This window comes from Streptomyces sp. NBC_00076 (assembly GCF_045041235.1).
Taxonomy (GTDB): domain Bacteria; phylum Actinomycetota; class Actinomycetes; order Streptomycetales; family Streptomycetaceae; genus Streptomyces.
On the sequence record NZ_CP108242.1, the window covers coordinates 10,712,880 to 10,731,031 of the forward strand.

General features: G+C 70.2%; 19 protein-coding genes and 2 pseudogenes. 7 read left to right on the forward strand and 14 right to left on the reverse strand.

What is annotated here, in order from left to right; genetic code table 11:
• Nucleotides 1–20: 20 nt before the first annotated feature.
• Nucleotides 21–608 carry a TetR/AcrR family transcriptional regulator gene (locus tag OHA64_RS47955; protein ID WP_405623669.1) on the reverse strand — a complete coding sequence of 196 codons (588 nt, stop codon included), beginning with the start codon at nt 606–608 and terminating at the stop codon, nt 21–23.
• 93 nt (nt 609–701) lie between these two features.
• Here OHA64_RS47955 and OHA64_RS47960 point away from each other — a divergent pair, with 93 nt between their 5' ends.
• Nucleotides 702–1,445, forward strand: coding sequence for an SDR family oxidoreductase (locus OHA64_RS47960; protein WP_405623671.1), 744 nt, complete (start codon nt 702–704; stop codon nt 1,443–1,445).
• Nucleotides 1,446–1,597: 152 nt separating this feature from the next.
• Here the strand turns inward: OHA64_RS47960 and OHA64_RS47965 are convergent.
• Together OHA64_RS47965 and OHA64_RS47970 are read right to left on the reverse strand one after the other, a co-directional pair.
• A pseudogene (locus tag OHA64_RS47965) lies at nt 1,598–2,065 on the reverse strand (ATP-binding protein); the annotation flags it as partial.
• 460 nt (nt 2,066–2,525) lie between these two features.
• The gene (locus OHA64_RS47970; RefSeq protein ID WP_405623673.1) at nt 2,526–2,660 is read right to left on the reverse strand and encodes a hypothetical protein; all 135 of its coding nucleotides are present in this window, start codon (nt 2,658–2,660) and stop codon (nt 2,526–2,528) included.
• A gap of 201 nt (nt 2,661–2,861) precedes the next feature.
• Between OHA64_RS47970 and OHA64_RS47975 the strand changes: the two genes are divergently transcribed.
• Both OHA64_RS47975 and OHA64_RS47980 read left to right on the forward strand, forming a co-directional pair.
• The gene (locus OHA64_RS47975; protein WP_405623674.1) at nt 2,862–3,491 is read left to right on the forward strand and encodes a class I SAM-dependent methyltransferase; all 630 of its coding nucleotides are present in this window, start codon (nt 2,862–2,864) and stop codon (nt 3,489–3,491) included.
• Between the two features lie 216 nt (nt 3,492–3,707).
• Nucleotides 3,708–4,433, forward strand: coding sequence for a dienelactone hydrolase family protein (locus OHA64_RS47980; RefSeq protein WP_405623675.1), 726 nt, complete (start codon nt 3,708–3,710; stop codon nt 4,431–4,433).
• Here the strand turns inward: OHA64_RS47980 and OHA64_RS47985 are convergent.
• A complete protein-coding gene (locus OHA64_RS47985; RefSeq protein WP_405623677.1) occupies nt 4,423–4,656 on the reverse strand; it encodes a hypothetical protein in 234 nt (77 codons plus the stop codon). The two genes, OHA64_RS47980 and OHA64_RS47985, sit on opposite strands and share 11 nt — an antisense overlap.
• 84 nt (nt 4,657–4,740) lie before the next feature.
• The gene (locus OHA64_RS47990) at nt 4,741–5,052 is read right to left on the reverse strand and encodes a hypothetical protein (protein WP_405623678.1); all 312 of its coding nucleotides are present in this window, start codon (nt 5,050–5,052) and stop codon (nt 4,741–4,743) included.
• A gap of 214 nt (nt 5,053–5,266) precedes the next feature.
• Between OHA64_RS47990 and OHA64_RS47995 the strand changes: the two genes are divergently transcribed.
• Both OHA64_RS47995 and OHA64_RS48000 read left to right on the forward strand, forming a co-directional pair.
• Entirely contained in the window at nt 5,267–5,806 is a 540-nt protein-coding gene (locus OHA64_RS47995; protein WP_405623680.1) for a winged helix-turn-helix domain-containing protein, read from the forward strand.
• Nucleotides 5,803–6,330 (forward strand): transposase, encoded by a 528-nt coding sequence (locus OHA64_RS48000; RefSeq protein ID WP_405624419.1) that lies wholly within the window; start codon nt 5,803–5,805, stop codon nt 6,328–6,330. The genes OHA64_RS47995 and OHA64_RS48000 overlap by 4 nt, the downstream gene beginning before the upstream one ends.
• A 5-nt stretch (nt 6,331–6,335) precedes the next feature.
• Here OHA64_RS48000 and OHA64_RS48005 read toward each other — a convergent pair whose 3' ends face one another.
• Nucleotides 6,336–6,791 carry a hypothetical protein gene (locus OHA64_RS48005; RefSeq protein WP_405623681.1) on the reverse strand — a complete coding sequence of 152 codons (456 nt, stop codon included), beginning with the start codon at nt 6,789–6,791 and terminating at the stop codon, nt 6,336–6,338.
• Between the two features lie 253 nt (nt 6,792–7,044).
• On the opposite strand from OHA64_RS48005, the gene OHA64_RS48010 reads away from it, so the two are divergent.
• Nucleotides 7,045–7,425 carry a hypothetical protein gene (locus OHA64_RS48010; protein ID WP_405623682.1) on the forward strand — a complete coding sequence of 127 codons (381 nt, stop codon included), beginning with the start codon at nt 7,045–7,047 and terminating at the stop codon, nt 7,423–7,425.
• Nucleotides 7,426–7,437: 12 nt separating this feature from the next.
• Here OHA64_RS48010 and OHA64_RS48015 read toward each other — a convergent pair whose 3' ends face one another.
• Nucleotides 7,438–8,298: a TauD/TfdA dioxygenase family protein gene (locus OHA64_RS48015; protein ID WP_405623683.1), complete on the reverse strand. Its 861-nt coding sequence runs from the start codon at nt 8,296–8,298 to the stop codon at nt 7,438–7,440.
• A 203-nt stretch (nt 8,299–8,501) separates the two neighbouring features.
• Here OHA64_RS48015 and OHA64_RS48020 point away from each other — a divergent pair, with 203 nt between their 5' ends.
• Nucleotides 8,502–9,521, forward strand: a complete 1,020-nt coding sequence (locus OHA64_RS48020; RefSeq protein WP_405623684.1) for a methyltransferase — start codon at nt 8,502–8,504, stop codon at nt 9,519–9,521.
• 6 nt (nt 9,522–9,527) lie between these two features.
• On the opposite strand, the gene OHA64_RS48025 is transcribed toward OHA64_RS48020, so the two are convergent.
• The 7 genes and pseudogenes from OHA64_RS48025 to OHA64_RS48055 form a co-directional block, all read right to left on the reverse strand.
• Nucleotides 9,528–10,787: an FAD-dependent oxidoreductase gene (locus OHA64_RS48025; RefSeq protein WP_405623685.1), complete on the reverse strand. Its 1,260-nt coding sequence runs from the start codon at nt 10,785–10,787 to the stop codon at nt 9,528–9,530.
• A 322-nt stretch (nt 10,788–11,109) separates the two neighbouring features.
• The gene (locus OHA64_RS48030; RefSeq protein ID WP_405623686.1) at nt 11,110–12,783 is read right to left on the reverse strand and encodes a prenyltransferase/squalene oxidase repeat-containing protein; all 1,674 of its coding nucleotides are present in this window, start codon (nt 12,781–12,783) and stop codon (nt 11,110–11,112) included.
• Nucleotides 12,780–13,772, reverse strand: coding sequence for a UbiA family prenyltransferase (locus tag OHA64_RS48035; protein ID WP_405623687.1), 993 nt, complete (start codon nt 13,770–13,772; stop codon nt 12,780–12,782). Before OHA64_RS48035 ends, OHA64_RS48030 begins: the two co-directional genes overlap by 4 nt.
• Before the next feature lie 2 nt (nt 13,773–13,774).
• On the reverse strand, nt 13,775–14,794 hold the full coding sequence (locus OHA64_RS48040; RefSeq protein WP_405623688.1) for a polyprenyl synthetase family protein: 1,020 nt from the start codon (nt 14,792–14,794) through the stop codon (nt 13,775–13,777).
• Complete coding sequence (locus OHA64_RS48045) at nt 14,791–15,822, reverse strand: aminotransferase class I/II-fold pyridoxal phosphate-dependent enzyme (protein ID WP_405623689.1); 1,032 nt, start codon at nt 15,820–15,822, stop codon at nt 14,791–14,793. Before OHA64_RS48045 ends, OHA64_RS48040 begins: the two co-directional genes overlap by 4 nt.
• A 609-nt stretch (nt 15,823–16,431) precedes the next feature.
• Nucleotides 16,432–16,707: pseudogene (locus OHA64_RS48050) on the reverse strand (transposase); the annotation flags it as partial.
• A 158-nt stretch (nt 16,708–16,865) separates the two neighbouring features.
• Complete coding sequence (locus OHA64_RS48055) at nt 16,866–18,077, reverse strand: cytochrome P450 (RefSeq protein WP_405623690.1); 1,212 nt, start codon at nt 18,075–18,077, stop codon at nt 16,866–16,868.
• Between the last annotated feature and the right edge of the window lie 75 nt (nt 18,078–18,152).

Genomic DNA, 18,152 nt, shown 5'->3' on the forward strand with positions numbered 1-18,152 from the left:
GGTGATGCTGCGGTTGCTGGTCAGGATGTCTTCGGGGTTTGCTGCCCTCGCCGGTCCGCGTCCTGTCGGCGAAGGCCCTCGAGGATGACGTTCATCAGAGGCCGTGCTGCTGGTTCCCATTCATCTCGGTCCAGTCGGCCGAGGTAGGCGATGAGCAGGACGACCCCGCGGGCGTCCACGTCCGTGCGGATGGAACCGGCTGCTTTCCCGGCGTCCAGCAGGTGGCTGAGAGCGCCTTCGATGGGGTTCTGGCTGTGGGCGACAAGGTCTTGCCACGCTGCCGGCTCGAGCACTGCCAGGACGCCGTACTTGATCTCGGCGTAGTCGATCACTCGGTCGAGCCAGTGACGCAATGCTTCCACGGGCTCGTGTTCCGCCAGTAGAGCGGAGGCGGCGGTCACGAGTTCTTCGACGTCGTGCCGGTAGACCTCGGCGAGGAGCGCTTCGCGGTTGGGGAAGTTCCGGTAGAGCGTTCCCTGTCCTACACCGGCGCGCTTGGCGATCTCGTTGAGGTGGACGTGGTGGGACTCGGCGAGGGCTGCGCGAGCAGCCTCAACGATGCGGGTCCGGTTCTGCACCGCATCCGGACGGCGTGCTGGCGCATTCATGAGCCTCTCCTGATGTTCCGATTCTGACAAATGGACACGTGTCCGGTAGGGTGCCGTGCAGCGGACACGTGTCCACTTTACTTGGAGGCAGTAGTGCTCTCTCTTCACGGCAAGATCGTCGCTATCACCGGAGCGAGTGGCGGTATCGGCGAAGCCACGGCCCGGCTACTCGCCCAGCGCGGCGCTGCGGTCGTCCTCGCAGCGCGCCGCAGCGAGCGCATCGACGCCATAGCGCAGGAGGTCCGGGAGCAGGGCGGCCGTGCCGCCACGTGCGTCGTCGACGTCACCGAGGCCGAGGACCTGCAGCGCCTGGTCGCCACCACCGTCGACCAGTACGGCGGTATCGACGTACTGGTGAACAACGCCGGCATCGCCCCGATCAGCCCGCTGGCCGACCTCGACACCGAGAGTTGGTCGGCCATGATCGATGTCAACCTTCGCGGCATGCTCAACGGTGTCGCCGCCGCGCTGCCCGCCTTCCGCGAGCAAGGCTCGGGCCACCTGGTGAGCATCGTCTCCGTGGCCGGCCTGTCCGGCGTGTCCCCCTCGATGGCTGTCTACGCCGCGACCAAGAACGCGGTGCGCACCGTCCACGAGGGGCTGCGCGGGGAGTCCACCGACGGGGTGGTGCGCACGACAGCCATCTCGCCGGGATACATCCGCACCGATCTCGCCGACTCCATGGCAGACCCGAACATCCGCGAGCAGACGCGTAAGAACATGGACGCGGTGGGCATCCCTCCGGCGGCGGTCGCCCGCGCGGTGGCCTTCGCCATCGAGCAGCCCAGCGACGTCGAGATCGGCGAGATCAACGTTCGCCCCACCGTCCAGGCGTGACACTTGCCGTCACCGGTCAAGTGAGACGGCCGCCAGCCGCTTGCACAACGCCACTGTCTGGCCGGGCGTCCCGACGAGCAGAACACAGCTCCGGACCTGGCTCCCGGCCTCAACGGGAGCGACGCCTCCCGGTGAAGTGAGTCCCAGAGCGGTCAGCCTGCCTTGCTGTCCTGGGCAGCTGCCCGGGCTTGGGCTATGGCGAGGCGGTAGGAGTCGGTGCCTGTCTGGATCAGATTGCCGCCGAAGGTGAGCCGGTCGACGATGGCCGCGCAGAGCCGGGGGTCGGTGAAGGTCTTGGTCCAGCCGCTGAAACTCTCGTTCGAGGCGATGGCCACACTGTTCCTTTCCTCCCGTTCCGTCAGAACCTGGAACAGCAGCTCAGCGCCCCTGCGGTCCAGCTCCATATAGCCCAGCTCATCAATGCACAAAAGATCGACTCGGCCGTAGCGGGCGATGGTCTTGGTCAGCACCTTCTCGTCCGCGGCCTCGACCAGTTCGTTGACGAGTTTGGTCGCGAGCGTACAGCGGACCCGGTAGCCGGCCATCGCGGCTTCGGTGCCCAGCGCGATCAGCAGGTGCGACTTGCCTGTGCCCGAGTCGCCGATCAGACAGAGCGGCAGGCGGCAGGTGGGCCAGCCGCCGTTCGGTCAGGAACGTCACCCTGGCCCGGTCCGGCTCCGGGTCTGCTGCAGCGGGCGGGGCGTCGTCGGCCTCGGCGGCCTTGCGGGCTTCCAGAGCGACCGCGTCCGCGGTCAGAGCGCCGACCCGCAGGGCGGCGGCGAGCCCGGTCACCAGGTACTCATGGTGAAGGTGCCGGCCCAGCAGCAGAACCTCGATCAGCGCCCTGGTCCCGTCCCGGTCGCCGTGGGCCTTGCAGGCCGCCGCCCACCACGCGTCATGGACCGGGGTGAACTTGCCCGCGGAGCGGGCCTGTTCCAGGGCAGTCGCGCCGGGGAAAGCGCCGGGCTTGCGGACCAGTGCCTCCAGGTAGTGGTCTGCCTCCAGGTAGTGGTCCAGGTCCACGCGGGACTGCGCGAGGGAGCCGAAGACGCCGGCCTGGCGGTGGTCTTCGTGGTGGAGCTAGCGCAGGACCTTCGCGAGCTCCTGGGCGTCGATGTCGCTGGTCAGTTCGTCCTCGATCTGCTGGAGGGCGAGCTTGGCGATACCGGCGGAGGCGCGGACGCGGTTGAGGCGGGTGCGGGGCCTTGCGGTCACCGGCTGGTCGCCTTGGTGGTGGCGATGAGGGCGGCGACGGTTTCCCAGGCGTGGTGCCACGCGCTGTCGAGGTGGAAGGCGCCTTCTCTGAACTACCGAGGGTGTCCCGTGTCCAGGTGACGGGACGATCAGTCCGGAGAGGAAGGGCCGGTGTGGGGCCGGAGAACGGCTGCGAACGGTGCGGGTGTTAGTTTGCTGCCCGTGTTAAAACGCCAGGATGAGACCAGGGCGGCCTATGACGGGGTCGTCGAGCTGTATGCGTCGATGTTCGCTAATCGGTTGGAGACGCAGCCGTTCGCGCGGAACATGATCGGCACCTTCGCCGAGCTCGTGCGTGCCACGGGGAACCTGCGGGTAGCCGACGTCGGATGCGGTCCCGGTCATCTGACGGCCATGCTGCACGACTTGGGGCTGGACGCCTTCGGGCTCGACCTCTCCCCGGCCATGGTCGACCACGCCCGGCGGGCCGAGCCGGCGCTGCGGTTCGACGAAGCGCGAATGGAGGCCCTGCCGGTCGAGGACGGCGCGCTCGGCGGAGTGCTGGCCCACTACTCGATGATCCATACCCCACCTGGAGAATTGCCTGCGCTGCTCGCTGAGCAGGTGCGTGTCCTGGCACCAGGGGGCCTGCTCCTGGTGTCCTTCTTCGGGACCGAGGGACCGGAGCCGGTCCGCTTCGACCATAAGGTGACGCCCGCCTATAGCTGGCCGGCGGACTGGTTCGCCGAACTGCTGGCGGGGGCCGGGCTCGTCACGTTCGCCCGACTGCTCCACGACCCAGCGTCCGAGCGGGGTTTCCTCGACACCCATGTGCTGGCCCGCCGCCCGTAGGACGTGGGTGGTGGCCTGGGTCGGGGTGGTGTAGATCATCCGCGTGGAGGAGGCTCGGCCAACTTGAAGGTCCTCGTGCCATCGCGCCGCGAACCGGGACTTGATGGCGCAGCTGAACCGCTGACGGGGCGGTTCCGGAATACGCCAGAGACCTGCCTTCTGCCAGCAGCGGAACACCGGCCCGACCGGGCCCGGCGATCACTACAGTCCAGGCTCATGACGACGGTTACAACGCGCACGGTCGAATACGCGGCCGACGGCCTGACGATGATCGGGCACCTCGCGCTCCCGGCCGGTGTCGACCGCCGGCCCGCGGTCCTGGTCGGGCCTGAGGGGATGGGGCTCAGCGACGTCGAGCGTCGCCGGGCCGATGTACTCGCCGAGCTGGGATACGTGGCGCTGGCCTTCGACCTCCACGGCGGGCGCTATTTGGGCGACCCTGAGGAGATGCTGGCCCGTTGCATGCCGCTGCTCGCCGACCCCGACCGGATGCGAGGCATCGGCCACGCGGCGCTCGACGTGCTCCGCGTCGAGCCGCGGACCGACCCCGACCGGATCGCCGCCGTCGGCTACGGCACCGGGGGCGCAATCGCGCTGGAACTCGGGCGCGACGGCGTCGACCTGCGCGCGATCGGGACAGTCAACGCAACTACCACGGGCCGACCGGGCGAGACGGCGCGCATCCGCTGCCCAGTGTGGGCCGGAGTCGGGTCGGAAGACCCGATCATGCCGCCCGCGCAACGGGACGCATTCACCACCGAGATGCAGGCCGCGGGCGTCGACTGGCGCCTCGTGGTCTACGGCGGCGCCTTGCACGCCTTCCACCACCCACCGGTCGACCACCCCGTGGTCCCCGGCGTCGGCTACCACCCACGGCACGCGCAGCGAGCGTGGCGTGACGTCGTCGACCTGCTCGCCGAGTGCCTGCCCATCACGGAGTGATCTGGTCGACAACCGCGATTCCGGACCGCAAACCAAGCCGGTCGACCGTCACCACACGCGTCGCCACGATCACCGCAAGTGCGAGCGGGGACTGCGTGATCAGCAGGAACGGCAGCCCATACGTGGTGCCATGCACGATCGCGGGCCACCACCGCTTGACCTTCTCCGGCGCCATCCAGTCCGACTGGATGAGGTTTGTCGCTGCTTTCTTGGCGTGTCTCACATTCATCAACTCCCGTTGATCGGTCGTGGGGTTAGCTGTTGATGAGGGTCGCGTCGCGGACCTACCGTCCCGGCGCGTGTTGGTTCACTTCTTCTCTGCCGAGGGCTGGCAGTCCTGGGGGCTCTGTGGCGAGCCGTTGATCCCTGAGCGGATGCCAGTGCTGTTCGACGACGACTTCGTGTTCGAGGACGGGCACGGTCCGCGCGCAACGCGGGCGGTGAACACCTGGCTTCGTACGCTGCCGTCGGCGATCTCTGCCGCCGACGGCGCCGCCTTTCCCTCGGCCTGGCGGTCGGTCTGTCCGATGACGTGGTCCGCGAGGTTGTGGCCGACAGCAAGCACGGCCCACACCGAGCCGAACGTCGCCAGGGTGGCGACCTGATCGATGCAGGTCATCAGCGACCACCAACAAGGGCGAATCGCGAGGCGAGACCGCGACACCGGACGACCGCGACACCGGCGCCCTGCAGCGGGAGACCGCCGGCCCCGGTCGCGAGCCGCAGGACCGAGACACTCGACATGGTGGACACAGTCTTTGCCGCGTTACTGACCTTCAAAGCGTGGTGTCGTAGGGGCTGACGTCTCATGATCCCTGCGGTATGCCGACCGCATGAGGTATGCGCAAGGGGGCGGACTGACCGACGAACGGCGGGCCTTCCGCGAGAAGTTGAGGATGGACGCGACCGAGCGGTTCAGGCAGGGCGACGAGAACCCGGTCATCGCTCACGACCTGCGGGTCAGCGTCCGGTCGGTTCAGCGGTGGCGCAGAGCCTGGTCGCAGAACGGGCCCCGGGCCCTGGCCTCCAAGGGCCCGGCATCGCTGCCGCTGCTCAGTGACGAACTGTTCGCCGTGCTCGAGCGGGAGCTGGCCAAGGGGCCGGTGGCACACGGCTGGCCGGACCAGACCTGGACCCTGTCGCGGATCAAGACGCTGATCGGGCGCCGCTTCCACAAGAGCTACACCGTGCAGGGGGTGGCCGCCCTGCTCAAGCGGCACGGCTGGAGCTGCCAGGTCCCCGCACGGCGGGCGATCGAGCGGGACGAGACCGCGGTGGCCGGCTGGGTGAAGGAGACCTGGCCGAGCGTGGAAGGACCGTGGCGGCGCTCGACGCCTGGCTCGTCTTCGAGGACGAGGCCGGATTCTCGATGACGCCGCCGACCACCCGCACCTGGTCCCGCCGCGGCCACACTCCGGTGATCCGCGTGCGGGGCCGCTCCCGCCGCCGCTTATCGGTGGCCGCCCTGGCCTGCTACAAGGCCGGCGAACCCTCGCGGCTGATCTACCGGCCCTGCCCGGACGCCCGGCCCGACGGGCGCAAGAGCTTCTCCTGGAAGGACTACCGCGACCTGATACAGACCGCCTACCAGCAGCTCGGCGGCCCGATCGTGCTGGTCTGGGATAATCTCAACACCCACCTGACGGCCGGAATGCGCCGCTATATCGCCGACCGCGACTGGCTCACCGTCTTCCAACTGCCGCCCTACGCACCCGACCTCAACCCGGTCGAAGGCATCTGGTCCGTCCTGCGACGCACCACCACAGCCAACCGCGCCTTCGCCGACCCCGACGACCTGATCACCGCCGTCCGGCGCGGCCTACGCCAGCTCCAGTACCGCCCCGCCGTCCTCGACGGCTGCCTCACCGGCACCGGCCTCCGGCGCCAGCCACTATGACGACATCACCAGGTGAAGATGGCTCCCGAGCCCTGTCGGTCGACGTGCCGGCCGACCGCGGACATCTGCGCGTCCGGGCGGGCCGACGTCACCCAGGTCGCCAGCCCCGCCAGCGCCCACGCCGCGCACATCAGCGCCAGTGCCACGGTCTTGCCGGAGCCGGTCACACCGACCAGGAAGCCGTGGAACGTGCCGCTCGCTGAGCGCATGTGGACCTTGGCGTCGGTGCCGTCGTGCGCGGTGCCCAGGGTGTAGCGGCCGTAGGCGTCCAGGGCGAGCAGCTCGCGGGTGGCCTTGCGGGCCACCTTCCACGGTGCCGCCTCATGCAGCGTCACCAGGACCTCGTTGCCGCGGGTTTCGGCGACCAGGCGCAGCTCCTCGGCCTTGACGCCGAACGCGGAGCAGAGCTGGTCGAAGTTGACGCGGGCGACCTCGCCGGGCTCGACTTCGGCGAGGATCATGCCGCGTGCGGGAGCTGGCCCTGTGCGGGCAGCCGTTCCACGCGGACGATGCGGCTGCCGGGGATGGCGCCGCCGGACCGGGCGATGCGTGCCGCCCACACGTCCTCGATGCTGCGGCCGTTGCCGCGGGTGGGGGCGACGGTCTTGCCGCCGGAGAACCTGCGGGTGATCTTGGATCCGGTCCGGCTGCTGTGGGCACGCCTGGAGCGTCCCGCCGACCGCCGCCTGATGGAGGCCGCCGCCGGGCTTTTCGATGCTGGACCGGGCCGCCGCCCGGATTCGCGCCGAGGTGAACGGCTCGCTCTTCGCCCGCTTGCACGTGCTGTGCGACGACCGCAAGCTGCTCGACTCCGGCCGGGATTGCCCCCGCTGCGGGGACCGGCAGGCCAGCAGCCGTGCCCAGCGCCACGCGGTCGCGGCCGCCGTCGACGCCGCGATGCCCGGAGCCTCCGAGGCGGAGCGCCGTACGGCCGCCGAACAGCAGCTGCACGAGAGCGTGACGGCCAGGGCATGGACGAAGGCCCGCGAGTGGTTCGGTCACGCCGGTGCGCGCCTCATGACGGCGTCCGCCAAGGACGGAGTCAGGCGCGCGGTGCTGACAGGTGTGCACTCCAGGGCCGACCCGGAGGTGTAGCGGCGGTTGATCTCAGGCGCGTGCCATCGTGTCCCGGACACCGTTGCCGGCGGTCTCAGCCGTCCACGCTCCCCACCGCGGCGCCTCGCCCTCCGGCTTGTCGCCGAGGATGGTGACCCGGCGGCCCACCCGGCGGCCGACGTAGTCGTTGACCGCGTAGTGCTGGGTGGCGCGGTTGTCCCACATGGCGATCGCGCCCGGCTGCCAGCGGAAGCGGCACACCCGTTGCGGGCTCTCCGACAGGTCAAAAAGGTGGCGGAGTAGCAACTCGCTCTCGACCGGCGTGAGTTGGGGGATTCGACGGGTGAAGAGCCGGTTGACGTACAGGGAGCGGCGGCCCGTCTCGGGGTGGGTGCGGACCACCGGGTGCTCGGCCTCCGCCCGGTACGAGGTGCCGGGATGCTCGAAGACATGCACGGCTGTGAGCCCGTCGAGCAGGTCCCTGAGCGGTGCGGACACCGCCTCGTAGGCCAGGTACTGATTGCTCCACATGGTGTCGCCGCCGGCAGGCGGGCACTGGACGATCTGCAGGACGGACGCGACGGGCGGCGAGGCCGAGAACGTGACGTCGGTGTGCCACACATCCGCTTTGGCCCCCTGCTCCGAGTCCAGCACCACGAGCTCGTCGTGCCCGGGAAGCTTCGGCAGGAACGGATGCACCTCCAGCTTCCCGAACCACCGGCCGAACTCCTTGTGCGCCTCCGGTTCCAGCTCCGCCACGTCCGGGAAGAACAGCACCAGATGATCGAGGAGCAGCTCCCGTACGGTGGCGAGGTCGGCCTCGGTGAGCCTGCCGAACGGCACCCCGAACACCTCGGCTCCCAGCGCCCCCGACACCGGACGGACCTGGAACCGACTTCCGGAATTCGTCATCACTGCATCACCCTTCTCTTCTCTTCGCTTTTTCTGCACCTGGAATTTCAGGCAGGATGAACTAACATCGCGGCCCCTTAAAAAATTGGTCGCGACGTCGGTGGAATTATTGACTGGAATTGTTTTCCGAGGGCAGGATGATTTTGTGTTCGCATCGTTTTTGGCGGCGCTCTCCTGTAATAATCGGAAGGGAACTCACAGTCATGGATCCCCGCGCTGAAATCTCCCGACTCGTCGACCTGGCGACCCCGTTCGCCATCCGCACTGCCGTAAGCCTGAGGCTGCCCCAACTGGTCGAGGCAGGGACGAGAGACCTGGCGGGGCTGGCCCGCGCCGCGGACGCCCATGAGAACTCGCTGGCCCGGCTGCTCAACCACCTGGTCGCCATCGGGCTGTTCGAGCAGCCCGAACCGGACCGGTACGAACCCACCATGCTGTCCCGGGAGTTGCTCGCCGAGGACAACCAGTGGCAGCTGGCCTGGCTCGACATCGACGGCCCCGGCGCCAAGATGGACCTCGCCTACACCGGCATGCTGCACTCGATCCGCACCGGCGAGTCCGCCTATCACACGGCGCACGGAGTGCCGTTCTGGGAGGACTACCAGCGCGACGAGCGGCTGCGGCTGTTCTTCGGCGCCATCATGGCCGGGCACGCCTGGCAGACCGGCCCCACCGTCGCCGTCGAGTACGACTGGGAGCCCGTGCGCAGGGTCATCGACGTCGGCGGCGGCATCGGCGCGTTGCTGAGCGAGGTCCTGCACAAGCACCCGCACCTGCGGGGTGCGGTGCTCGACCTGCCCGAGGTGGCTCCTGAAGCGAACCAGGTGCTCGCCGAGGCCGGGCTGGCAGAGCGTGCGGAGTTCGTCGGCGGCAGCTTCCTCGACCCGCTGCCCACCGGTTACGACGTCCTGATGGTCTCCCGGGTCCTCACCGACTGGAGCGACCGGGACGCGACCCGGATCCTGGCCCGCTGCGCCGAGGCCGCCGGCGCCGACGGGAAGGTGCTGATCGTGGAAGTGCTGGCCGGTGCGGAACACGCCAAGAACAACTCCTCGTTCGACCTCCAGTCCCTGACCCTGCTCGGCGGCCGGGAGCGCACCGCCGGGGACTTCCACGCCCTGGCCGCGGCCGTCGGCCTCGCCGTCCTGTCGACCCGCCACCTGCCCGGCGGCCTGTTGCTCGTCGAATGCGCACAGCCTGCCCCCGGGCGGGGCGCCGCCTGACACGGGCTACGCCCAGGCCGGCTGCTGCCGGGCCCTCGGGTCCGGCAGCAGCCCGATCTGGTGGAGCCGGTCCAACGGGGTGAGCGGATGCGCGCCCAGCCCCGCCATGTTGTGCATGACGGTGTAGCGGATCCGGGCATTGGCGCCGGTGTGCCGCAGCGCACGCTGCCCCAGCAGCCGTCCCGCCCACGACAGGTCGGTCACCATCCGTGCCGCGTTGTGACTGGTCCGGCCGACCAACGTCAGATCGGCGTGGCGCCGCCGTCCGTAGCCGAGAAGCGCGTGGTCCACCGCCGCGGCCGTCAACTCACCGCACCGGCCGACCAGTTCTGCCAGGCAGTGGGCGTCGGCGACCGCGCTGTTCATGCCCTGCGCGGCCATCGGGTGGACGACGTGCCCGCTGTCGCCGACCAACGCCAGCCCCGGAACGGTGAGTTGTGGTGCGAGCGCACGTGCCACCGGCAGCGTCTGGCGCCGGGGCACGGCGGCGCGCATTGCCTCCTGAAGCGGGGCGAGCGCCGGGGTGTCCCGGACCAGACCGGCCACCCAGCTCGCCAGCCGGCTCTCGTCCGCCCCGCGCAACTCGTCGGGCGCCACCTGCGCGTACAGACGGACGCGGCCGCCGGGCAGCGCGTACCGCAGCCGCAGGCCGCGCGGGGTGACGTAGGCGGAGAAGTCGGGGTCGACATCGGGGGCGTCGGTCAGTTCCATGGCGACCAGGCGGTGCGGGTACTCCAGCCGCTCCACATCGAGCCCGGCCGCCCGGCGCAGCCGTGAGGAGATCCCGTCCGCCGCGACCACCAGTGCCGCCTTCACCTCCTCACCGTCGCGCAGCCGTACACCGGTGACCCGGCCGTCGGCGGCGCCGAGCAGGTCGTCGACCACCGTGCCCCGGCGCAGCTCGGCCGACGGCGGCAGGGCGTCGGTGAAGGCACGCAGGATGGCCGGATAGTCGTGCGCCAGCAGCCAGTTGCCGCCGCCGGCGGGCAGCAGCCCGTAGTCCAGCGTCATCCGCGCGGTGCCGTCCGGATCCCGGGCGACCAGCCGGTCGAGCCGCAGCGCGCCCGCCGTCTCAAGGTGCCCGGCCACACCCCACGCACGCAACACGGGCAGCGAACCCGGCTGGAAGACCTCGCCCTTGGCCACCGGACGGATCTCGGGCTGCTTGTCCACGAGCAGCACACGCAGGCCGAGCCCGCCCAGCGCACAGGCGGTCGCCAGGCCCCCGACCCCCGCGCCGCACACCACGACGTCGGTGCCGCTCATCGGGCTCTACCTTCTTCCTGGGTCCACTGCGGCCATTCGTAGGGTCGTGGCATCCAGGGGAGCCGGGTGTGGCTTTCATCGGGCTGCCGTCCGTGGCTTTGGTGGCTTGGCCGCCTGGCTCCCGACGAAGACTCGGCCGCCGATGGGGAAGTGCGAGCAAGTCGCTGTGTAGGGCAATGCCGGCGAGGTCGTCCGTGGTGTGACGTGCAGGTACGAACGACTGGAGCACGATGAGCCGGATATCGGCGGGGATCGACTGCGGCAAGACCCACCACCACTGCGTGGTGGTGGACACGGAAGGCGCCACCCTTGCTGCTTGACATCAGCATGGGGAAGCCACCGCCCGGCGGTAGCCCGACAGGGCGCGCAGTGCGAGGCCCTGGGCGAGGGGCGGCATCGGGTAGCGCGACACGTACCGCACGTACTCGTTGACCGGAGCCGCCGGCCAGCCGTCGTCGGGCGACCGGGCGGCCAGCAGCCAACGTACGCCGGGCAGGAGCGCCGCCGGGTCCGCCCCTGCGGCGAGCAGTCCCTGCAGAGCCCACGCGGTCTCCTCGACCGTGCCCGGATCCGTGGGACGGCCGGTGCCCCAGGAGCCGTCGTCGCGCTGTGTCCGCTCCAGCCACTGCCGGGCGCGTACGGCGGCGGGGGAGTTCCCGGCGCCCGCCCGGACCAGGGTCTGCAGCACGGCGGAGGTCCCCGCGGTGTGCATGCGGTACCACACCGACTGGTAACTGCCGTCCGGCTGCTGGGCTTTGGACAGCCAGCCGAGTGCCCTGCGGATCCGGCGGTCGTCGGCGGGCATTCCGGAGTCGAGGAGTCCGTCGAGGGCCTGCGCGGTCATGTGCGGGCACGGGCCGCTGTTGGCGACCTTGGTGTTGCGCACGCACAGCCCCCACGAGCCGCGGCTGTCCTGCTGGCGGGTGAGCCAGCCGGCCCCGTCGCGGATCGCGTCGGCCTGGTCGTCGCCGGGCAGCCGGGACAGCACGGAGACGATCTCACCGGTCTCCAGGGTGGCCGGCCAGCCGTGCGTTCCCGACCAGCCCCAGAAGCCGGGCGGGCAGCCGAACGCGGTGAACGGCTCTTGCTGCTGGAGCCGCAGGAAGAGCACCTTGACGGGCCGCAGCCGCTCGTCGTCGGCGTAGCCCGCGGCGAGCAGACCGCGGGCCGCGTACATGGTCCACGTCAGGTCCAGGGGACCGGAGCTCCAGGAACCGTCCGGGTTGATCTGCTCCCGGAACCAGCGCACCGCTGCCTCGACCATGTCCCGGCCGAGCCCGGCGCGGGCCAGCCCCGCGACGATCAGCCCGGTCACCCAGGCGTCCTCGCACCAGCCGCCGGTGCTGCCCTCGTGCTCGTAGACCTGCCGGATCACGGAGAGGGCGTTCGGCTCGGCCCAGCGCGCCAGTCTGCGCTGGAAGCCGGTCAGCGGCTTGTGCCGGGTCTGGGCGAGGGCGAGGGCGGAGACCATCGGGGCTCGCAGGTCGAACAGCCGCCGGTACAGGCCGGGCAGCAGCGCCAGTTCCAGCGGGAAGCGGCGCATGTCGCGCGGGTCGATCCAGCCGACGTACCCGTAGAACTGGCGGCACCAGGCGACGACTTCGAGGTGCGGGATGGCGTCCAGGCCGCCGTAGTGGTGCATCCAGTCCTGGCCCGCCTTGACCTGGCCGGCCGCCGTGTCGGCGGCGACGAGCTGGAGTACGGCGGTGGCGACCGCCGTCGGGCCGGCCTCGGACTCCTGGCCCGGCACCATGCTCCAGCCGCCGTCTGCGGCCTGCGCGGCGACGAGCCAGTCGACGCCCCGCCGTACGAGGTCCGCGGAGCCCTCGGGGTCGGCGAAGTGCAACGCGCTGACGGCGCCGACGGTGCTGAGCGTGGTGGCCAGCGACCCGATCCCGTAGGTGAACACGCCGTCCGGTCGCTGCGCGGCGAACAGGGCTTCGGCGGCTGCGTCGATCGCCTCCGAGACCTCGTCCACGAGCAGGGGGGTACTCATGTCACAGGCTCCTTTCGTACGAGGGCGGGCGGGAACTCGTGGCCCGCGCGCATGAGCTTCTGGGTGACGAGCGAGAACAGCAGGACGGGTACGACGGCGAGGGCCGCGGTGGCCGGACCGAGCGCACCGGCGATGACGCCCGCGGCCAGCACCAGCCGCTCGGCGACCAGCACCTCGTGGCCGCGCAGCGCGGTCCGTTGCCCGAGCTGCGTGCCCGACCGGAGCAGGGGGACGAAGGCGGCGGCGCCGATTACCGCGGCCAGGACGAGGAACGCGAGGTACCCCGCCGGATCCCTGGGCGTGCCCACGGCGGCCGACGCGAGGAGGGTGAGCCCACAGCCGTAGAGGGCGAGAGCCAGCCGGACCGCGTGCCGTACCCCGCGCCGCACCGGCACCGACCGGTATCCGCCGGCCCGGTCGCCGTCCACGTCCCGCACCGTGCCGACGAGGTTGGACGAGGTGTCGTGCAGCAGGAACCCGGCGGCGACCGGCAGTAGCGACCACGGCGGAAACGGCCGCGTGACCATGGCGCCGATGACGACGGCCAGGGCGGTCAGGACGCCCCGGGCCACGTTCCCCGACAGGCCGCGCTTCTTGAACACGCGGCTGTAGCCCACGATCCCGGCCATCGCGAGCAGGAACAGCGGCAGGATCCGCCAGTTGGCGCCCACGGCCAGTACGGCGCTCACCACCGCGCACCCGATCCCGCTCCACAGGGCGGCACCGGGCGACAGCCGCCCCGACGGGATCGGCCGCTGCGGTTTGCCGATCGCGTCGAGGTCCCGGTCCATCCAGTCGCCCAGATAGTGCCCCGACAGCCAGCCCAACGCGGGCGCCACGACGGCTGTCAGGAGCTCCCCGGGCCCCGCGCCCCCGGCCCAGGCGGCACCGGCGAGGCCGAGCAGTGCGGGGTAGCAGGTGGTGTACGGGCGCCAGGTCTGCACGTGGGCGACGATGCTCGTACGGGTGCGCTGCCGCAGGCCGGGCACGGCTAGCGGTCCCGGCGTACGGTGAGGTCCGCGACCGCCGCGAGCACGTCGGCGGCCTCGGTCGGCGGCAGTGCGTCCAGCCGGGCCCTGGCCTCCTCGGCCTCACCGCGGGCCTGGTCCTGGGCGAGCTCCAGGCTGCCGGTCGCGGTGATCACCTCGCGCAGCGCGGCGAAGGTGGCCTCCGGGCTCAGGCCGCCGCGCAGGACCCGTTCCAGGCGGCGCCGGTCGGCCGCGGTGCCGGTGCGGTAGGCGAGCAGTACCGGGAAGGTCGGCCGCAGGTTGCCGGCGTCGCTCGCGCCGGGTTTGCCGGTGACCGTTTCGTCCGCGAGATAGGGCAGGAGGTCGTCGTACATCTGGAAGGCGAGACCCACGTGCCCCCCGAACGCCGTGACCGCCTCGGTCTCCTCCGGCGTGCCCCCGCTGAGCAGCGCACCGGCCCGGCAGGCGCCGCGCAGCAGGGCCCCGGTCTTCAGCGAGGCCATCTCCTGGTAGGCGTCCAGACCGCAGCCCCGCGGCCCGGCGGCGGTCAGCAGCGCCTCCTGCAGCTGGCCCCGGCACAGCTCCTCGCCGGCCTGGGCCAGCACCCCGACCGCGGCGAGGACGGCGGCGTCCGGCACGCCCAGCGCGGCGCATTCGGACACGGCCGAGAAGACCTGGAAGAGCAGGGCGTCACCGATGGCTATCGCGTCCGGGACGCCGTAGCGGGCGTGCACGGAGTCCTGGCCGCGGCGCAGGTCGTCGCCGTCGATGACGTCGTCATGGACGAGGGACGCGACATGCAGGTACTCCACGGCAAGGGCGGCCGGCACCACCTGGTCGCGCGAGCCGCCGGTCGCCTCCGCAGCGGCGACGAGGAGCACCGGCCGCAGCAGTTTCCCCGGGGCGAGCAGCGCGTAGCGGGCGATCTCCTGCATCCGGTCGCCGTCGGCCGGCCTGCGGCTGTCGAGCTCACGGCGCAGCGCGTCAACTGTCGGGGACAGGGTTTGGGCGGGTGTGCGGGGAGCCGCTGCCTTGGCGGTCATATGACGGGCTCCTTCGCGGCGGTGTCGGATGTCTTCTTGGCGGCGAACTCCTGGGCGAGCGTGAGGACCGCGTCGTTGGCCTCAGGGGTGCCGGTGCCCACCCGCACGCCGGAGCCCGCGATCTCCCGGACCGCGACGCCGTGGGCCGCCAGGTGGCTCACGAACGCCTGGTTGCGATCGCCGAGTGGCACCCAGAGGAAGTTGCCGCCGCTGGGCGGCACGTCCCAGCCGTGGTCGAGCAGCCCGGTACGGACCCGGTCGCGCTCCCGGACAACGTCGGCGCACTGCTCCCGCATCCGCTCCTCTGCCGCCAGGGCGGCGTGCGCCGCGGCCTGTGCGGGCGTGCTCACCCGGAAGAACGGGCTCGTGCTGCGCAGTGGGGCGGTGACGGACGCGGCGGCGACCAGATAGCCGACGCGCAGCCCGAGCAGGCCGTGCGACTTGGAGAAGGTGCGCACCACGGCGACGCGTTCGTCGTCCTCTGCCAGCGCCAGGGCGTCGGCGAGTGCGCCGGGCTCGGCGAACTCGCGGTAGGCCTCGTCGATCAGGACGAGGACGTCGGACGGCAACGCGGCCAGGAACTCGGCCAGTTGACCGTGGTCGAGCACCTCACCGGTCGGGTTGTTCGGATTGCACAGCAGGACGACACGAGTGCGTGGCGTCACGGCGTCGGCCATGGCCGCCAGATCGTGCGCGGTGCCGCGCAGCGGCACCGCGACCGGTTCGGCGTGGGCGTTGCGCACGAGGAGGGGATACATCTCGAACGAGGGCCAGGCGTGCACCACTTCGGTGCCCGGCCCGGCGTGGGCACTCAGAAACTGCTGGAGCAGCGCGCCCGATCCCGCGCCGGCCACCACACGGTCGGCCGGTACGCCGAGCCGGCCGGCCAGCTCCTGAGTGAGGCCGGTGGCGAGGGGGTCGAGGGTGAGGTTGGCGCGTTCGCCGACCTCACGAACCGCCTCGGCCACTCCGGGCAGCAGCGGTGAATGGTTTTCGTTCAGGGCAAGCTGGTGAATTACCGCGACCACGACGAGACCTCCCTGAATACGCGGAAAGAAGAGGGCCGAAACGGCAAAGCTTCGGGACATGTCGACAACGATGTTGTGAAGGAAATGGGGATCAGCCGGGGGTAAGAGTGGGTGGGTGGGGGTGCAGGGTTTACCTGCCGCGTATGCCGAAGCCGACCGTCCATAAATCGCATCACGGAACGGCGCGCCACGCAAGCATGAGATTTCATGGTCCGGGAGACGGCCTCTCGCCGAAAGGAGGCGATGGTTCGGCCATCGTGGGGCGGTCAGCGAAGTCTGAATTGCCCGGTGTGCGGTCCGATAGAGGGGTGCCCCGAGAACACTCGTGCATGCAGGTTGTCACGATTTCAGGGGGCTTGAATCTACTGAAAGACCGTAATGGTCCGATATCTCACGCGCCAAAATTTCTGGTCTGCGGTGATGTCGGCGGCTACTGCCGCGTGCTGGTCGGTTGGGCGCCTCGGGTGGGGCATCGCAGCATTCTCTTTGCTATCTTTTTCCGGTTCCTTTCTCTTCCCATTTCCGTGCCGACGTCCCGAAGTATGCATGGAATGTGTGTGCTGTGCGCCTTTCATTGCGGGGTGCCTCTCCTTTTTACTCTTCCGGTCGTAAGGGGTTTTTAGTCTCGATCTCGGCCCGCAGCATGCCGACGTCGGACAGGCAGTCCCGGCCGAGTGTGACGGCCGGGGCCATATCCAGCAGGATCTCGCCCGGATCGTGCACGGCCCGGGGCTTGCGCCACGGCGCAGGTGCCGCCGATATCGCCGCGTCCAGGCCCGACTTGCGGACCGTTTCGGCCGGTAGCACCGGCCCGGCCCGGGACACCGCCCCGTGGCCGCCGCCCCAGACACGGACACGTGGGTAGGGCCCGGTGGTCTTCTCCACCTGGAGAGTGCCTCTTTCCTTGCAGCTGACAGAGCCCTCGACAAGTCCCGTCGTTGCAGGCCAGGAGCGATCTCCAGTTATTTGATCAAAACCCGGACAGGTCTACCCGCGAAGGCCCGAGGCCAAAGAGCTGCCGAGCTGCAACGGACATCGTCAACTCAGTCCCAGATGACCGGGAGTGCCACCAGTCCGTAGGTCACGGAGTCGGTGCGCAGGGGTACTTGCTCTGGTGGTACGGCGAGACGCAGGTTCGGGAAGCGTTGGATGAGTGCCTGGTAGGCGATCTTCAGCTCGACTCGGGCGAGTTGCTGGCCCACGCACTGGTGGATGCCGAAGCCGAACGCCATGTGCCCGGCCGTGCGGCGGGTGATGTTGAGGGCGTCAGGTTGGTCGAAGCGGCGCGGGTCGCGGTTGGCGGCCATGAGGGCGGGCACGACCACGTCGCCCCTCTTGATCAGCTGGCCGCCCACCTCGACGTCCTCGGTCGCCGAGCGTTCGGCGCCGTACTGGGCGATGGTGAGGTAGCGCAGGAGTTCCTCGACCGCACCGGTGATCAGGGCGGGATCGGCGCGCAGGGCGGCGAGTTGGTCCGGGTTCTGGAGCAGGGCGAAGGTGCCGAGGGCGAGCATGTGGGCCGTTGTTTCGTGCCCGGCCGCGAGCAGCGCCAGGCCCATCCGGGAAACCTCCTCCTCCGTCAGTTCCTCGTCGGCGGCGAGGTTGCTGAGGATGTCGTCGGTGGGGCGGGCGCGTTTGCGGACGACGAGGTCGTTGACGTACGAGTAGATGTCGTCGAGGGCCGCCATGTACTGCTCGGGGGTGGCGGACAGGGCCAGCATGTTCGTGGTCTTCTCCTGGAACACCTCGCGTTCCGCGTAGTCGACGCCCATCAACTCGCAGATGACGAGGGACGGGATGGGCAGCGCGAAGACCTGCACCAGGTCGACCGGGCCTGTCAGTTGCTCCATGCCATTCAGGACGTCGTCGACGATGTCCGTGATGCTGTCGGTGAGCTGGGTCATGCGGCTGGTGGTGAACTTGCCGCCGAGCTTGCGGCGTAGCCGGGTGTGCTCCGGTGGGTCAACTCCGTTGATCTCACCGGGGTTTGCCTGCCTAGCGGCGGTTACCTGGCCGTCGAGGGCGGAGTTGCGGAGTTCGCCGCGGGAGCTGAACCGCTGGTAGTCGCCGAGGACGTCGTGCACGTCCTCGTGCCGGGTGAGGAGCCAACCGTTGCTGCCGTCCGCCAGGGTGACCGGACAGACGGGGTCCTTTTCCCGAAGGTCGCGCAGGGCCGCCGGGGGATCGAAGGGGCAGCCCTGCGAGCGTTCCTTCGGTATGGGTACGGCCATGCGGGCGGGCCCAGTCTCTGGCATGGACGGATTCCCCTCTTGTGAGAAGTGGTGAATTCTCGTACGGGTGTGCTGCGGGGTGTGCAGTGCGGGGTGGGC

Coding starts and splice junctions, on each gene's coding strand:
- OHA64_RS47955 (WP_405623669.1), bottom strand. CDS start 608: ATGAATGCGCCAGCACGCCGTCCGGATGCGGTGCAGAACCGGACCCGC.
- OHA64_RS47980 (WP_405623675.1), top strand. CDS start 3,708: ATGACGACGGTTACAACGCGCACGGTCGAATACGCGGCCGACGGCCTG.
- OHA64_RS47990 (WP_405623678.1), bottom strand. CDS start 5,052: ATGACCTGCATCGATCAGGTCGCCACCCTGGCGACGTTCGGCTCGGTG.
- OHA64_RS47995 (WP_405623680.1), top strand. CDS start 5,267: ATGAGGTATGCGCAAGGGGGCGGACTGACCGACGAACGGCGGGCCTTC.
- OHA64_RS48000 (WP_405624419.1), top strand. CDS start 5,803: ATGACGCCGCCGACCACCCGCACCTGGTCCCGCCGCGGCCACACTCCG.
- OHA64_RS48005 (WP_405623681.1), bottom strand. CDS start 6,791: ATGATCCTCGCCGAAGTCGAGCCCGGCGAGGTCGCCCGCGTCAACTTC.
- OHA64_RS48010 (WP_405623682.1), top strand. CDS start 7,045: ATGCTGGACCGGGCCGCCGCCCGGATTCGCGCCGAGGTGAACGGCTCG.
- OHA64_RS48015 (WP_405623683.1), bottom strand. CDS start 8,298: ATGACGAATTCCGGAAGTCGGTTCCAGGTCCGTCCGGTGTCGGGGGCG.
- OHA64_RS48020 (WP_405623684.1), top strand. CDS start 8,502: ATGGATCCCCGCGCTGAAATCTCCCGACTCGTCGACCTGGCGACCCCG.
- OHA64_RS48025 (WP_405623685.1), bottom strand. CDS start 10,787: ATGAGCGGCACCGACGTCGTGGTGTGCGGCGCGGGGGTCGGGGGCCTG.
- OHA64_RS48030 (WP_405623686.1), bottom strand. CDS start 12,783: ATGAGTACCCCCCTGCTCGTGGACGAGGTCTCGGAGGCGATCGACGCA.
- OHA64_RS48040 (WP_405623688.1), bottom strand. CDS start 14,794: ATGACCGCCAAGGCAGCGGCTCCCCGCACACCCGCCCAAACCCTGTCC.
- OHA64_RS48055 (WP_405623690.1), bottom strand. CDS start 18,077: ATGCCAGAGACTGGGCCCGCCCGCATGGCCGTACCCATACCGAAGGAA.